Here is a 15,958-nt window from a genome sequence, read left to right on the forward strand (position 1 = left end):
TCCCATGGATATAGGAATGCGTCTTATTAAGGCGTAAACTAGTCTGAAAACAATAGATCGTACCTTTTAGGTTTTTGATATTAGAGCGTGAAACCATAAGTGGTCAGATTATGCGCGCGCTAACAATTGCCGCAGGGCACTTTCCATACGAGGATAATCAATCTCGTGAATTTCAATACTTTTACCAATACCAGTGAGGGTCGTAATACAAAGTTCCCCGCCAATATGTTCACGAAATTCTTCAATCCCAGCAAGCAAGTCTTTCTGATGAGTATGTAAAACCGGATGTGACAGCTCAAATCCAATATTTTCCAACAGGCCAATAATATGTTCGACAGAGTGCGAAGATAAGAGCCCACTATGCATGGCATAGAGAACGTCCAGCGCTATACCAATAGCCACTGCTTCACCGTGACGTAAATCATGGCTACTCATTGCCTCAAGCTTATGGGCCGACCAGTGGCCAAAATCCAGCGGTCGATTAGACCCGGTCTCAAAAGGGTCCCCCCCTTCTGTGATATGATCTAGATGTAGTTCAGCACAACGCTTAATCAGATCGTTCAGTGGTGCTGGTTCAAACCTAGACAAAGCTAGACTATTATTATCGATCCAATCATAGAATTCTTTATCACGGATCAAAGCAACCTTGATGGCTTCCGCAATACCTGAACGCAAATCACGGTTTTCCAATGTATTCAGAAAAACAGGGTCATTAATAATCGCATACGGTGCTGCAAAACTACCAATCAGATTTTTCAAACCAAAGGCATTCACGCCATTTTTAACGCCTATCCCCGCATCACACTGGGCCAGAACAGTCGTTGGGAGCCGAACAAGGCGCACACCTCTGTGGAAGGTCGCAGCAGCAAAACCAACGCAATCGAGCACAGCCCCGCCGCCAATGACCACAACATATGAATGACGATCAATAGCACCATCCAACATATGCCGGTGAAGTGTGGCAATCTGACCTTCTGTGTTTTTACACTGCTCTCCACCAGGAATAATGACAGGACGACCATAAAGTGAAAGGAAGGGAGCATGGGCTTCTATATAGGTATTGACACGTTCCTCCAGGTCAGGCCAGCTACTTGCAACACCTTCATCCACGACCAATAGAAACTTACTATTCCGTCTGGTTTTATTTTCGCTCAAGATGTTTACAAAGGTAAGATTCTGGGGCGCAAAAACAGCTTCGGAGGTAATAAAGGGGAAACTAAAAGGCACGTGAAACTGATAAGTCTGAGTGTTCCTACGATCAAGCACATTCAATGCTAATGGTTCAAAAAGTTTTTTCTGAAATGGTCTTGCCACCAGCCAACAAAGACCAGGCAAAGCAATAGCACCAGCAAAAGCCGCAAAGAATGAAGTGCCTTGCTCAGGCAAAAAGCCTGCACTGGCGTAAATCATCGCAATACCAGCATTTGCCAAAATAGTGGTCAGTAAGAAGATCTTGAAATCCATCCTCATAATGCCTGCTGCCATCACACTGGTTTCAGCCAAAACAGGAACAGCACGCATGATAATGAGAGAACCAATCCCCAACCGAGTGGTAATTTGATGTGCCTGTGTCCAATCTTTGGGATTGATAAAACGTACGAGCCCCATATGGCTTGCACCATTACCAATCCCATAACCGAGAACGCACCCGGTACACAGACCAGCCCAAATGATAAGGAAGCCATAAAGCGGGCCAACACTCAAACCTGTTGCAACACCGACGATACTAGAGGGAATAGGCAGGACAATATCTAAAGCCAAACTGCAATAAGCAATAAGCGCCCAGATTACCGTTTCAGTCGTTTCAGTGAGTATTTCCTCAAACCATCCTTCGATCGCCTGACCATAAAACATAAAAGGTATGATGACCATAGCCATGATCACGCTCAGGATGGAGAGGAATTTAAAATTGATTCTCTTTGCTAAATCCATTTTTTTCTCTGACGGCTAAAATTCGATAATCTGAGCAATGCAGCACCTACATCTTAAGAGGCTTCATTCTTTTCCAATTGAAAAGGAGGAGCAGCAGTATAGGTTTGACCGTTACTCTCGATCTCAAACTGAACGACTTTTTCAGCAACCAATTTGAGTTCAAACATAACCCCAATTGCAGAAGAAATCATACTCGGATCACCGTTAAAGGTTTTGTCCAAAGAATCAATCAGGCGCATGTAGGCCAAGTAAAACTCCTGTGCAGCCTGATAGACGGCTGTACCTTCCTGATAGTCACTCAACGCCGCATTTGGCTTAAAGTTATAGATATCATCGTCCGTAACCGGGATATCCTCCCCCGTGTAAGACCACCCGGACACCGCAGTGTCATCTTTGATCAACTTTTTACCGTGATAGATTTCACCAAATTTGAAATAGTGGGCAAAACTGTGATTCATCCCTCCATACGGACAGACTGGATCGGTGTTGATTTTAGCCCCTTCCCCCTGATCAAGAATGGTATCCACCATGATTGCAGCAGAGGTCAGATCAGTGACATACCCTGTCTGATATTTTTCTGGTGCTTCGGTTGGTTTTTGCCCCGTTTCAATAGCATTGGGGAAAAGGTCACTGACATTCAGCTGCAACTTTTCAGAATCTTCTACGAACGGATTATTTCCGCTCTTGCTCAGTTCATCCAGCTTCGCGAGGATCGCATGGTAGAAATCACCAATAGAATCATAGGTTGGTTCAACCACCAGCAACATCTTTTCAGGCACTTCACCAGGCAAAGTTGCTGTTGTATCTGGACGTTCAATCCCCATGAAGACTTCTTGTACATGTTCTTTTGTTGCACTTTTCAACGAAACGACCAAATCAGGAATAACACCCGCAGGAAGTTTGGTTGGGAATTTCAATGTCTCACCCATTTTTTTAATTTCCGGCTTACCACCGATGGAAATCAACAGGTTGCAGGCAAGTGTCATATGCAGCATTTCTTCATGAGCAACAGATTGAATAAGAGCGCGTGCATACGGTGCTGCCGAAGGCTTGAGGGAAAAAACCCCAGTATAATAAGTAGGTAAGGTTGCAAGTTCTAATGTAATAGCATCTTGTAGTAGCTCCTGAATATCCTCAACTGAGGTAGCCGCCTTTGCACTACTTACGAGTGTGGAAATATGTTTTAACATCTTGTTTTTCCTTGATAATTTTGTTCATTCATCAAATTGAGCTTAAGTTACACGCTTCTCTGCTTGGAGCTGGCAACAGAATTGATGTAATCCTCAGGCGTACTTTGAGACGTATCAGGACGGCTGCCTTGATGCATAGGGCAACGACTGGCAAATTTCTTTAGACTATCAAATGCCTGACCTTTATTTTCCGTAATGATCGTATTCAGATAGGTTAGCAACATTGTACGTTTGGCCGACGAGAGGTCGCGGGTTACGGGCATATAGTCCGGATCTTCCACAGGTTTATTAAAGACAAAATGAAGAGCAGCAGCATGCTCTTTGAAAATCTCTTCCTGAGAGAAATCAAACAACCCTTTGCTCATCACCGGATACAGATTGGCATACTGCTGCATAATTGGCTGCACATCAGACCACTGAATTTTATTCGGAATTTCGAACTTACTAAACTCCAAGATCGCCAACACATCAAACTGCTGACAGATGGTCGTTTGATCGGTATCAACCATATTGTAATTATAGATATAAACCTGACCATCCAGATATTCACGCGGCGTTCCAAGGTTCGGATCCCCCGTCAAGGTAACTTCAGCCATCCCGTTAGCATCCGTTTTCCAAGATTTCTGATTAAATGTAATCGCATTTGCAGGGCTGTTGTAGATCGGATAGTTCGCTTTGGGACTGGTTGCCGGTGTGGGGTCGGTTGGACAATTATCTTCATCCACCACAGGAGTTGGCATAAAGACCGTAAATTCTGCATCCGGTTGCGGTTTACCGTATTTAGATACATAGAACGTAGTCGTAGCCGTATTTTCACTCGCCTCATTTGGATCCAAACGGAATGTAAATGTTTCCGGACGAATTTGGATGCCTTTGGTTTCTTCACGCATCAAAACCGTACCGACATTATCCCCTTGAACCGCCGATTTAAAGACTAGTGCAAGCGGGTTACCACTGATGAGAGCCTGTGCTGCTTCAGGTATGGCTAGAGTGACAATTCCACCATGATTAACCTGATGAAATTCAGTTTGCGGCACCGCACCGATCAATTCAAAATCAGCTTTAGTAATAGTGGAATTTTCATGGAGTTCTGTATTTTTAAGAACAACCAGATCAACATCGCCGATATCAAGAATATTCTCATTATCCCCAACTGGCAACGCGTTGCTGAGATCCATATTAATATAGGTACACTCATCATTAACGTAGGCTGAGAAGCAGGTCCAATAAGCTCGTTTTTTTTCACCTGACAAAGATAACGGTGTCGAGCTTGCTCCATTAAGCGGCATAAAACGACGTCCTAAGACAAAAGACTTTGGTTCGTTTTCCAGATACGGGCCAATTGCACCGACCAACTTTCCGTATGTATACATCGGTTCACTAGAACCACCATGGTAACAATAAGTTGTCATCCGGATAGAAAGCTTATTATCCTGAGTCATCTTTTTCAAAAGCTTCAGGATTGGGCTCTCAATACCATCCAAATTCCACACAAGATTAGTCAAAACAGATTGGAACATGGCAGAAGCACGATTGTCACCGCCTTGATCAGCCGGACCACGCGTAAACCAAAGGTCGCGAAATGGTGCAGGTTCAAACTCACCTTGCAGGATAACGTCCCCGGTTTTAGGATTGCGCAACGTGACAACTTGACCATAAATTTTAGAGGCCAGTTGCCATTCGGGGTCCAAATCAACGATCTTGCCTGAAGGCCGATCTGTTGAGTTTTCTACTGTAAACGTCAATACTTCATCATCACCAAACCCCGTGTTGGTGAAACCACCTTGTGCCCCGGTTGCACAAGCCGTGACCTTACAGTCATTCAGACGGAAAATCCCTGTTCCGCCGGGATTCCACCACCCGTTCAGAGATTTACTATCTTGCAGCTCCTGAAAGCGCTCTTCGAAATGTTCATTTGAATAGTGGCGTGGATCATTATTAACTGTTGATGTATCCGCCTGAAATTGGCCCGAAAAAGCCAGTGTGGGCATTGTCAGAAAACTCATGAAACGTTTTCCCTCTGAAAGATAAAAGTTAACTTCATAACGACGAGTTTCTTGCTTTTAATTGTTTTTATATTTTAAATACTAACTACAGTAGCATCAACCCCTTTGGTTGTGTAAGTTTTTTTTTGAAAATGTTATGTTGTTCTTAAAAATAGGTTAGCTATACTCACAACACAATAGAGTGGGGATTGAGAACAAAAGATGCAGCCGACATTGGTATTAAACGTTGTAGGGCTGACACCAGCCATGATTGGTGCAGCGAGCCCTAACCTGAAAAGATTAGCCGAAAATGGAAAAAAACTTTCCTTGCAAACCATTAATCCAGCAGTTACCTGCAGTGTACAATCTACTTTCTTAACTGGGCTCTCCCCTCAAGACCATGGAATAGTCGCGAATGGTTGGTATTTTAGAGAGCTAAATGAAGTCCGTTTCTGGCTCCAACCCAATCGTCTGGTGCAAGGGGAAAAACTGTGGCATCTCGCCAAGAAAAAGAACCCTGATTTCACAGTTGCCAATCTATTTTGGTGGTACAATATGGCGACTGACGCCGATATCGCCGTAACCCCACGTCCAATGTACCCTGCAGATGGCCGCAAAATTCCAGATATCCACGCTCAACCTTTAAGCTTAAGAAAAGAACTCAATGATCGTTTTGGAACATTCCCTCTCTTTAACTTCTGGGGCCCTACAAGTTCCATAAAATCCAGCCAATGGATTGGGGATTGCGCACGTTATATCAATGATCAGTATAATCCCACGCTCAATCTCGTTTACCTTCCCCATCTGGACTATGTTTTGCAGCAGACAGGACCTGATTCAAAAGAGACATTGGCTGAACTTCGCAAAATTGACAAAGTCTGTGGCGAGCTTATTGAGCAAGCCCAAAACGATGGACGTCATGTCATTGTCCTTTCTGAATATGGTGTCAGCGCCGTGGATCAGCCCATTCATATCAATCGGGCACTACGTGATGCAGGCATGATTGAGGTCCGTGAAGAATTGGGACGCGAACTATTAGATACCTACGCCTCACATGCTTTTGCTGTCAGCGACCACCAAATTGCACATATCTATATTCGCGACCCTAAAAATATAGAAAAAGTTAAAACAATCATCAGTGCCTTAGATGGGGTCGAGCATGTTTTCGCACCCCAGCAAGAAAAGGAATTTGGTCTAGCCCATGAACGGTCCGGCGAACTGGTCGCACTAGCCTCCAAGAACGCCTGGTTTACCTATTATTACTGGCAACATGATGAAAAGGCCCCGGATTTTGCCAGAACCGTCGATATTCACCGCAAACCAGGTTATGACCCCGCTGAATTATTTTTGGATCAGAAAATAACCTTTCCAAAATTGAAGCTTGTCTGGCTTTTACTGAGAAAGAATTTAGGTTTTCGTGGACTAATGGATGTCATTGGACTGGACGCAAGTTTGGTCAAAGGCTCCCATGGTCGCGCTGACATGCCTAAAGACAAAGGTGCAATCTTTATGACCTCTGCTCCCGATCTGGTTGAAGGCCAGGAAATACATGCCTCGCAGATCAGAGATGTGATCCTAAAACATATATTTCCATCCTAATCAGACTGTCGCAAAAGCATCCTTGAAACGTTGTGCGAATTCATCTGAGAAACCACTTGGTAAAAGTGAGCGTGCATATGCCTTAATTTCCTCGTCCAAATTGGCACTGACCGGATCAAAACCGTTGACCGTATATCGCCCGCGCACCAAACCATCGTTTAACAAACCGACAAGAACACCACATGCCAAACTGTACAGGTCGTCACTATCATGCCCAAGTTTTTGGGCAGCATCAATAAAGGCGGCCCAGAAAAACCACATGCTCTGTCCATTCATTGTATGGCGCGGGTCCTGAGGGCGTAACGGATCATCCGGCAAAGTATCGTTGCCAAAGGCAGCAAAGGATACCAGCAATTTTTCCAAATCAATCGGGGCCGAAAAATACTTGTTCAGTGTTTCCAGTTGTTTGGTATAGAGAAATTGAACGGCAGACTGAATCGCGGGTTCCTGAATTCTAGCATCCCAAACACCGGCAGGAATACTGCCACTCGCCTGTCCCAACCAGATTGGTGCGACCTCCATAAAAGCATTAATGTGCTCCGTTACTTCTGGTGTTGCTTCAAACATGGCCCAGTCATCAAATTCGCGCCAAAAGGCATTCTGCTCACCTGTAGCACTAGCTAATGCACCAAATGCTTCTCCGGCTTCAAGCGGGCAGCCCGCATTGATCCATTGTTCAATAAAGGCAATATCATCCTCAGAAATTGCCGGTCGGCCCCCAGATGGCATTCGATTAAAATAAGCACCTGAAGTACCAATATTAACGCCAAAGGGTGCGATACCTTTAATCGCCTTCACCAGATTGGATTTAGACGCATTGCCCGGCTCCACCAACTTTTGGCCCATAACCGATTTTTTGACGAATTCATCTCTGGAAAGATTACGCCAAAACGGTCCATGCCCCCCGAAACGTTCCCCATCTACCGAGTCCTCTAGGATAGATATGATACGTTGAAACTGGTTCATAATTACCTCCAATCGACAGATCAGTTTTAGAGAGCCTCAACCTTTGGTGTTTGCCCTCTCAAGACAGAGTTATCTTCATATAATTGGCTTTGATCGATGCTTTGATCCTTGAATAAACTCTCTAACCTATAAGCATCGACGGCATTTTGATAACAGGTTAAATGTATGTCTTTCTCAGGGATATCGCGTAGTTTCATCAGGTTTGCTGTTTTGGGAACAGCCATAGGATCCGAAACGCCCCAATCAGCGCTAGAATCAACAATGATACGTTCTGAACCGTATTTACGCACCACTTCCACCATACGCTCATTGCCCATTTTAGTTTTTGGGTAGATGGTGAAAGCAGTCCAGTAGCCCCGGTCCAATACACTTTGTACAGTTTCTTCGTTGTTATGATCCATCACCACCTCACTTGGGGCAACACCGTGTTCTTCGATAATATCCATGGTGCGCAAGGTGCCATGTTTCTTGTTCCGATGCGGCGTGTGAATCATGATGGGCAAAGAAAAATCTTTGGCAAGTTCGATTTGAAGACGAAGATAATGTTCTTCCAGCTCGCTCATATCATCAAAGCCAATTTCACCAATAGCAACCACGCCTTCTTTTGCGAGAAATAGCGGTAAGATTTCAATCACCTCATCTGCCAATGCCTTATTATTGGCTTCCTTGCTATTCAACCCGATCGTACAAAAATGCTGTATACCAAATTGGGATGCACGAAAACGTTCCCATCCAACGAGAGAGGCAAAATAATCGGTAAATGATCCAATATTGGTGCGGGGTTGCCCCATCCAGAATGCAGGTTCGATAACCGCTTTTACACCAGCCGCAGCCATGGCTTCATAGTCGTCTGTTGTTCTCGATGACATATGGATATGGGGATCAATAAATTTCATGCGTTTTTCCACGGCTATTTCGTTAGATCACAATAACACCCTTAAGTGGAAAAGAATACTATTTTCACTTCTTATTATGTATTAAGGCTTTTCGCGGCCATTTCTAATTTCATCAATCAGCTGGAAGCTTTCTTTATTTTCATCTCCTGCAAGAGCCGACAAGATCGCATCCTTTTCTTCATCAGATCCTGTTTGCGCATAGCAGTGCATCATTCTCCAAACATCCTGATCCAAGTCATGAGACATACACCGCCAAATATCCAAGGGTAATTTTCGATTAGCCGCTACACGTTCTTTTGCGTAATCGTAAGCCATTTTCTTGAGTTTCCGCTTCGCACGCTGATCAAAACCATAGACTGGATAAAGTGGCTCACTAAGAAACAAGGCTTTCAGGATCATATTATTCCAGGCATCTTCAGAAAAATATAGAAAGGGAAAAGGACTGTAGTGACAGATCGCTAAAAATACAGGGACCATGTTACTACGAGTAGCTTTCAAGGCACATTCTAAATAGCGTTCAGGTTCCGGCAAAAGATGCAGACCTTTATAAAGCGTCGCGGCCTCTTCCACGTCACCGAGATCACAAAGCCGTTCAACGATTTTATTGAGATGGGGGGGGGCAACATCCAACGACAATAACAAATAAATCCGTGCTACTTGATGAAGTGACCAAGTATCCGACCAAATAGTATCAGTCTCTTCTTGAAGCGGACATGCAAAAGTAATGGGGCTTTTTCGGATCTTGCGGGCAATCAGAGCAAAAGCCAGAAAAATGTTTTTCTCTGATGGTTCTTGTACTAATTTTGTTTGTTGCTGTTCTAACCACTCTGTTTCCTGACGATTTAAATGTTTATCCAAACAGTTTTTCAAATGGTCCTTATATGCGTTTGTCACAGTGTTAGGTTCCAGGGATAGTGCGTTGAAGAAAGAGTGTCAGGAAAAAGGCCAGAGCAGCAACCAATCCCCAAAGAACCTGCCCTGTCTGCAAAATCATGACGGCATCCAAGAGGGAAATCGCTGCAATCAAAATGGTTACATTTTTACCGATTTCTTGCTTTTTCTGGCGTCGCGTTGTGTAAAGGATTGCCCCTACAACCACACACAAACCAAGCCATACACCCAAAATCACGGGAGCATCAAGCGGGCTACTATAAGCGAGATAAAGAAGTGGCAGCAGCAAGAAACTGGCAAAAAACAGATTGTTAATCTCCAGTGAAATCTCTTTTTTCGCCAAATAGGTTAGCCCGACAATCCAACTCAACAAGCACAAGCCACCTAATAAAACCTGTTCGTTCAAAGGTGCTGCAAGGCAAATGACGCTACAGAGATAGACCATAAAACGGCAACCTCCCATAACGACAGGTGAAAAGAAGTTTTTCTTGTGGTGAACATTATAAAAGAGGATCAAACCAGCCAGAATCAGGCTAGCAACAAGGTTTGTAAACCAGTTTTCCGCTTCGCTCAGGTAGCTTACGAATTGTAGACAACCAATACCACCTACCAAACAGAAAGACCCGATGCTGAACACTTCTTTTAAGCTGGCCTCTCCACTGGGAATGGGGCGATTGGGCCGTTCTTGTGCGTCAATCTCATGATCAAACGCATCGTTCAGATACATGCCACCAATATAGAAAAGGAACATAGCAATCAGAACAAGCCCCAACTTTGGATCGTCAAACTGACTGCCGGACAGGGCGACTGCTGCAAAGACATTGGTGAAAACCGTTGGAAGGTTTGAAACCCGCCCCAGTTTTAATGCAGTATGGAGGTTCATGTATCGAAATATTCCTTAACCCAGTTAATTTCACTGGAAATATCATCCACAATGGATTTTTGGCGAAGATGTGAGGGTAAAACAGACCACGTATAGGTTTCGACTTCCAAATGGTCGCAAAACAACTCGTTTTTTAGAAGATTAAGCATGTCACAGATGAAATTCTGAGTGGTCTGAAAAGGCTGTGCCTCATCCTTGATGGTGATAGGCACATGAAAATGGATGCGCCATTCACAATTTTCTGAGAGATGTTTTCCTTCTGCTGAGATGGCATCTGTCAAATCATTGTAACGTGTGAGACCTGCATTTTTTTTAATAACAACTTGATGCAGGTAAGTATTGCTATCGAGTTCGTGCAATTTTAAGAGGTCGTCATGATCTGGGTTTTGTAGCGTCAGCCCAGAACTGATTTGAATTTTAAAAATACCGATACCTGCGTCTGTTAAAGTACGCAAGGTGTCCTGTGCATTTTCGAACCCGATTGCACAATGGCATAAATCTAAACAAACGCCGATATGTCCAGCTAAAAGCACTGCTGCTCGGTCTACTGGTACGTCAAACTTCTGGGCAATAATGTATTTATTTTCCTGTGTGAAAACATATTTTTTAAAAAAAACAACAACTTCTTCAATAGTTTCCAGCACACACCCTGGTTCAGGTTCCAGAGCTAAGGTGACGGTCGTCCCTGTGGAAAGGGTGAGGTCAATTAAGAAACACGCAATTTCTAGAAGATTACGAGCCGCTATGGCTTGATCCTTTTCAGAGGTAAAATTCTCCTTAAATCCAAGCGGTAACGTGGAAATGCTTCCTTTTATTCCGTCTTCAAGTAGACCATTTAAAACGAGAGCTAGATTTTTGGTATATGTCAAACGTTCCAAATGTCGCCAATCGGGCAAATAAACCTTCTTTTTAACGACCTCATTGTGAAATACCCCAAAAGGAAAGCCATTCAGGGTAAAAACATATAAAGAATTATTTTTCAGCTCCTGTTTGAAGTGTTCAAGCTCCTGGGGGGATTGTAATTGGCTTGCAGCTTCATCAGGTAGCCACAAACCGATACCAAACGGCAAGTCTGGAGAAACTCGCTCTTTAACCTGCGAGGAAATAACTCGCAGATTTTCAATAATCTGCTTGAGGTTTTGTCCTTGATGGATGTTTGTACAGTATCCAAGGTGCATGTTGATCTAGATAGACAATATTATTTAAAGAGGGTTTACTTACGTCATTTACAATTCAAGGTAATTTAAAATTGCAACTTTGTCTAAAAAAATTACCATTTCTCTTCTGAATCTATGATAGCTGAGTTACGAAATCTCGCCTTTACAGTCAGCGAAAAAACTGTCGTATGATTAATGAAAGACACCAATATCAAAGTGCTACGCACACATGCTTTCAAGAAAACGACCGACAATAACCTGGTCCCATCCCTTTTTCTCAGGGGCGGCAAGTGCCCTCCCCCTCATCAATTAACGGCTGAAAAGGTCGTCAAAACCCTGTTTCTCTGATCAAAACAGCCCCTGCTGTTTCCACGAAAGACCTTATCAAGCTTTTTGTTTCTGCTGGTAGGTGAACACGACCAAAAGAAGTTTGTTCTGGAGAAATTGTTTTATCAACCGGGGTCAGGCGAACACGATATAAACCTTCTTTTGGTATCAACGTCCCATTTGGAGATTTAGTGACAGCAACGCTCCCACCGAAAACATCAACCAAGCCAGCCTGTTCGATTGCGGGGGTATTGATATCTGCAATCTCGACAACATGTGCACTGATACTGGGCTGGTGAAAGTCCTTTGGGATAAAAAGTGCCGTACCAGCTTCCAACAAGTGCATACGATCTCTTTCATTCACATAAGCTAAAATTTCAGGTGTATTCTGGCTCACGATCTTTGTCAGAAGTTGCTTCTTACCTAACCAGCGCCCGATACTAAGGCTGTTGTCCAGCTCCCTTACGACACCGTCAAAAGGTGCTTGAACTTTAAGAAGTTTTTGTTGTTTCTCCAGTCCCTTCAGCTTGGAGACTTCTTCACCTAATTCTTTTTTCAAAACAATCCAACGATTGGTTGCCTCTCGCTGGGCACCATAGCGATCAAGCAGGACTTTTTTAATTTCTATACGACGCTTTGTTTGTAGGACTTCATATTCAAGATCAGGTGAATGTAAGGAAAAGAGAACATCATTTTTCCGAACAGACATGCCTTCCTCAATATAAACCTCCTGCAATTGTGCCGCAAAAGGCAGGTAGATATTATTCGAAGCGCTTGCATGATAAATCGCATCACTTGTGACATGTTTTTGCCAAGGAAAAACAAGGGCACCAACAATGACAGCAAGAAGCATAAAGCTTCGAAAAACAGGGCGGGAAAAAGAAATTTGGTTACGCATTTTCCACCATACCTTCAACTCCCTCACGATGGGGAGGACAATGAACCAGACGATTTCAACCGTGAACAGAAAAATGCCTAATAGCTTGAAAAACAGATAATAAACAATCAGGCCAATACCAAGAAACAGGAAGAAACGATAAACCCACGTGCAATAAGCATAAAGGATCAACATGCGTTCTGTTTTATAAGGAAAGCTTTCAGGTTTCTTTTCCCCCAAGCCTAAAAACCATTCACGCAGATACCATTTCCCAAGAGAAAAAGAGCGATCCTGAAGATTTTCAACACCGAGTATATCCGCCAGTAAATAATATCCATCAAAACGCATAAATGGATTGAGATTTATAGCAAGGGTCGTGATCCACGTGACGGTTACCAAAACAAATGTGGCATCACGTAAACCGCCATCGGGTAAAATGCTCCATAAAAAAGTAGCGAGTAAGGCGAGAACCAATTCTGCAATCATCCCCGCACCCGCCACACCCAGACGCTGGTTTTTTCTTGTTAATCGCCATGTGTCAGATAAATCGCTATAGAGCATGGGCCACATAACCATAAAGGCAACCCCCATTGTGGGCACCCGGCAATTATGTCGTGCTGCGCTAAAGGCATGAGCCAGTTCGTGACATATTTTGGAGAGAATTAAAGCCCCTCCCCCCCAAGCAATGCCCTGCCATGTCATTAATTGTGGCAAGGCCACTGTAAATTCTGCCCATTGACGCATTAACAGGAAGCCACCCAGCGCCCCGAACAAAACAACAATGAAAAAGAAAATCCTATGATAAAAAAACTGCACCCAAGACAAATGTTGGCGCAGGAAACGGTCAGGGTGAAAAAGAGGAATTTTGAAAAAAAGATACTTATGTAAAAGTTGCTTATACCATTTTATCTTAGATGAATTAGCCCGCTTTTCCAGTGCCTCAACACCTTGCTGACCCGCTTGAACAACGAGTTCATTCTTCACAAGAAAATCAGCCAGCCATTTTACATCGTCAGCATCAAAACCCACGTTTTGGCTTTCGTCTGCCTGCTGACAGATATCTTCTATGGACCCTTTATTCCAACAATTCAGGATTTGAAATGCCTTCTGTCCGATGCGAATATATTTATTGCGTACCGGATCAAAAATTGTCCAGGTTGAAGCCCCATCTTGATCCAACGGCCCCTGATGAAGCTGTAGGTCGTCGCGTAAAAGAGGCAAACTGTCTTGCGCCATCTACCAACCGATCCATTGGCGCAAGGCAGATAAAGGTTTACGCATGATATAAAGCGCCAAGATGGTCTTATCACCATAGAGTTTGGCAACACCACGCAAACCAATTCGCGGTAAATTTTGCCCCTGATCGAAGCGAGCAATCACATTAAAGTTTAAACTTGTCCCATCTTCTGAAATGCTTGTTTCATAACTGCTGTGTTCCAATGTGGCTTCATAGGGACTGAGAGGAGATACATCCAAAAACAAACGAACATCGCCCCCTTTTTCAAGCGCAATCGCATCACTGACGGGCAGGTCAATGCGTAATTCAACATGATGAGGATCTGCCAATAACATAATACGCTCACCACTTGAGGTCGGGCGCCCTACCCAATCGTTCGTGTCACGAAAAACCGCAATGCCATCTTTTTCAGAATAAACCTTTGCACGACCTAAATAGTCTTTGGCAAAAGCCAGTTCTGCCTGCTTAAGATCGACTTTTGCTTGAAGTAAGGCCAGCTGCGCCTGACTTTTGAAATTGTTAAAAGCGTCTTGGCGTGCCGTTAAGAGTTCGGCCTGTGCAACAGACAAAGCTTGGGTTGCAATCGCAACCTGGTTCTTTAAAGCCGTATCATCAAAACTGAGAAGTAAATCACCTTTTTTGACATGCTGATTTGGCAAGACATCAATGGTTTTAACCACCCCATCCAAGGGGGCACTAACAACCAAAGGCTGGCGAGCAACAACCTCCCCCGGTGCAAGGGTTGATTGGGAAACAGGAAATATCCCCAACAAAACAACAACACCGGCAATAGCCAGCCCATACCATTTTTTCCATGAAAGCCCCCTTGGGGAAGCCTTTAATAAAGCCTCCCATGAATGAGCATAACAATCGGCCAAACGTTCCAGTAAAACAATTTCGGCTTCCACCCATGGTGTTGGGCGACATAACCATATGGCACCGACACACTGACCTTGCGGCGTTATCAATGGCACCCAAAGCACATTATCGGGCATCCATTGTGACCAAGCCTCAGCCAAATCTTCAGGCAAACCCTCAGGGCTTACTTTATGAATTTTGCCTGCTGCTTGAGAGGCCATAATATGTTTGGCAGCCTGCTGCAACCAGATACAATACGAACTGTGACGATCAGGTACAGAGACATCAGAAACCGTTTCCACCATGACTTGGTTCTGGCGATTACAACGAAACAGAATCAGCTGTTTATATTCAAGCAGTTCGCGGGTACGTGTCGCCACATGATAGGAAAGTGTTTCCCGTGTGGTTGCATGCCTTGCTTCCCTTTCAAGTTCGAGAAGCTTGAGCAAGCGTTGATTATGCGCCTCTTTCATCACATTACTCTAAGGGCTGAACAAAGAGCGCATTCCCACTCATCCCCGGCATCAAGCCATCTTGGCGATCAACAGGTTTAGCAATCACTTTAAGGGATTGGCTGACAGGATCAACTTTTGCACTGATCCGTTCCACACGGGCCTGAAACATATGACCTGTTTCATCCACTTTTACCTGAAGTGGTGTCCCGACCTTTAACCATTTAAGCCATAAAGAAGGAATAACGATTTTCAGTTCCAGTTCTTCATGATTAATAATCTCAAGGACAGGCTCGCCTTGGGTGATCACTTCATGAAGTCGGGCATGTCTCTCCACAACCTTACCGCTGAATGGTGCGGGGATTTTGCATTTGCTTTCAGAAACCTTGGCTTGATTATAAAGACCTGTTGCGCGTTCAACATCTGCAACAGCCAAAGCGATCTCCAAATCACTGGCAGAACCGAGCTTTGAAAGGCGTTTTATATTTTCCAGACTTTTTCGGGCCCCTTTTAAAGTTGCCCCTTCGGTCAAAACCGATGCCTTGAAAAGCCGACAATCAAACGCCGCAATAATATCGCCTTTACGAAAACCTTCCCCATCAAGATAGGGAAGGCTCGTAATTTTTGCATTTAATTCACTTGAGATCACAGCATGTTGTTTTGCTTCTACCAGAAAACGCATACTGTTCATCGTCTGCCCAGCCTCGA

Annotated in this window: 12 protein-coding genes; 1 reads left to right on the forward strand and 11 read right to left on the reverse strand. The window is 44.0% G+C overall.

The window, feature by feature from the left end:
- Window positions 1-108: 108 nt before the first annotated feature.
- From E4K71_RS08170 to E4K71_RS08180, 3 genes are read right to left on the reverse strand one after another with little or no spacing between them, the layout of a single operon-like run.
- Window positions 109-1,932: a 3-dehydroquinate synthase gene (locus E4K71_RS08170; RefSeq protein ID WP_135078483.1), complete on the reverse strand. Its 1,824-nt coding sequence runs from the start codon at window positions 1,930-1,932 to the stop codon at window positions 109-111.
- Window positions 1,933-1,985: 53 nt separating this feature from the next.
- The gene (locus E4K71_RS08175; protein ID WP_135078485.1) at window positions 1,986-3,122 is read right to left on the reverse strand and encodes a ferritin-like protein; all 1,137 of its coding nucleotides are present in this window, start codon (window positions 3,120-3,122) and stop codon (window positions 1,986-1,988) included.
- Window positions 3,123-3,169: 47 nt separating this feature from the next.
- The gene (locus tag E4K71_RS08180) at window positions 3,170-5,128 is read right to left on the reverse strand and encodes a hypothetical protein (RefSeq protein WP_135078487.1); all 1,959 of its coding nucleotides are present in this window, start codon (window positions 5,126-5,128) and stop codon (window positions 3,170-3,172) included.
- Between the two features lie 201 nt (window positions 5,129-5,329).
- On the opposite strand from E4K71_RS08180, the gene E4K71_RS08185 reads away from it, so the two are divergent.
- A complete protein-coding gene (locus E4K71_RS08185) occupies window positions 5,330-6,706 on the forward strand; it encodes a nucleotide pyrophosphatase/phosphodiesterase family protein (RefSeq protein WP_135078489.1) in 1,377 nt (458 codons plus the stop codon).
- On the opposite strand, the gene E4K71_RS08190 is transcribed toward E4K71_RS08185, so the two are convergent.
- From E4K71_RS08190 to E4K71_RS08225, 8 genes are all read right to left on the reverse strand, one after another.
- Window positions 6,707-7,672 carry a hypothetical protein gene (locus E4K71_RS08190; protein ID WP_135078491.1) on the reverse strand — a complete coding sequence of 322 codons (966 nt, stop codon included), beginning with the start codon at window positions 7,670-7,672 and terminating at the stop codon, window positions 6,707-6,709.
- 26 nt (window positions 7,673-7,698) lie between these two features.
- Window positions 7,699-8,568, reverse strand: a complete 870-nt coding sequence (locus tag E4K71_RS08195) for a TatD family hydrolase (RefSeq protein ID WP_135078493.1) — start codon at window positions 8,566-8,568, stop codon at window positions 7,699-7,701.
- Window positions 8,569-8,649: 81 nt separating this feature from the next.
- Complete coding sequence (locus E4K71_RS08200) at window positions 8,650-9,462, reverse strand: EboA domain-containing protein (RefSeq protein ID WP_135078495.1); 813 nt, start codon at window positions 9,460-9,462, stop codon at window positions 8,650-8,652.
- A 4-nt stretch (window positions 9,463-9,466) separates the two neighbouring features.
- Window positions 9,467-10,342: a UbiA family prenyltransferase gene (locus E4K71_RS08205; RefSeq protein ID WP_135078497.1), complete on the reverse strand. Its 876-nt coding sequence runs from the start codon at window positions 10,340-10,342 to the stop codon at window positions 9,467-9,469.
- On the reverse strand, window positions 10,339-11,520 hold the full coding sequence (gene eboE, locus E4K71_RS08210) for a metabolite traffic protein EboE (RefSeq protein ID WP_135078499.1): 1,182 nt from the start codon (window positions 11,518-11,520) through the stop codon (window positions 10,339-10,341). The genes E4K71_RS08205 and eboE overlap by 4 nt, the downstream gene beginning before the upstream one ends.
- Before the next feature lie 307 nt (window positions 11,521-11,827).
- The gene (locus tag E4K71_RS08215; protein WP_167730362.1) at window positions 11,828-13,732 is read right to left on the reverse strand and encodes a biotin/lipoyl-binding protein; all 1,905 of its coding nucleotides are present in this window, start codon (window positions 13,730-13,732) and stop codon (window positions 11,828-11,830) included.
- 207 nt (window positions 13,733-13,939) lie between these two features.
- Window positions 13,940-15,271, reverse strand: coding sequence for an HlyD family efflux transporter periplasmic adaptor subunit (locus tag E4K71_RS08220; protein WP_135078503.1), 1,332 nt, complete (start codon window positions 15,269-15,271; stop codon window positions 13,940-13,942).
- 4 nt (window positions 15,272-15,275) lie between these two features.
- Entirely contained in the window at window positions 15,276-15,941 is a 666-nt protein-coding gene (locus tag E4K71_RS08225; protein ID WP_167730364.1) for an efflux RND transporter periplasmic adaptor subunit, read from the reverse strand.
- Window positions 15,942-15,958: the final 17 nt, after the last annotated feature.

It is taken from the genome of Terasakiella sp. SH-1, from assembly GCF_004564135.1.
In the GTDB taxonomy this organism is placed as follows: Bacteria; Pseudomonadota; Alphaproteobacteria; order Rhodospirillales; family Terasakiellaceae; genus Terasakiella.

Excerpts from the sequence above, each read along its gene's own strand:
- E4K71_RS08185 (WP_135078489.1), top strand. The coding sequence starts at position 5,330 with ATGCAGCCGACATTGGTATTAAACGTTGTAGGGCTGACACCAGCCATG.
- E4K71_RS08220 (WP_135078503.1), bottom strand. The coding sequence starts at position 15,271 with ATGAAAGAGGCGCATAATCAACGCTTGCTCAAGCTTCTCGAACTTGAA.
- E4K71_RS08180 (WP_135078487.1), bottom strand. The coding sequence starts at position 5,128 with ATGAGTTTTCTGACAATGCCCACACTGGCTTTTTCGGGCCAATTTCAG.
- E4K71_RS08175 (WP_135078485.1), bottom strand. The coding sequence starts at position 3,122 with ATGTTAAAACATATTTCCACACTCGTAAGTAGTGCAAAGGCGGCTACC.
- E4K71_RS08225 (WP_167730364.1), bottom strand. The coding sequence starts at position 15,941 with ATGAACAGTATGCGTTTTCTGGTAGAAGCAAAACAACATGCTGTGATC.
- E4K71_RS08195 (WP_135078493.1), bottom strand. The coding sequence starts at position 8,568 with ATGAAATTTATTGATCCCCATATCCATATGTCATCGAGAACAACAGAC.
- eboE (WP_135078499.1), bottom strand. The coding sequence starts at position 11,520 with ATGCACCTTGGATACTGTACAAACATCCATCAAGGACAAAACCTCAAG.
- E4K71_RS08205 (WP_135078497.1), bottom strand. The coding sequence starts at position 10,342 with ATGAACCTCCATACTGCATTAAAACTGGGGCGGGTTTCAAACCTTCCA.
- E4K71_RS08170 (WP_135078483.1), bottom strand. The coding sequence starts at position 1,932 with ATGGATTTAGCAAAGAGAATCAATTTTAAATTCCTCTCCATCCTGAGC.
- E4K71_RS08190 (WP_135078491.1), bottom strand. The coding sequence starts at position 7,672 with ATGAACCAGTTTCAACGTATCATATCTATCCTAGAGGACTCGGTAGAT.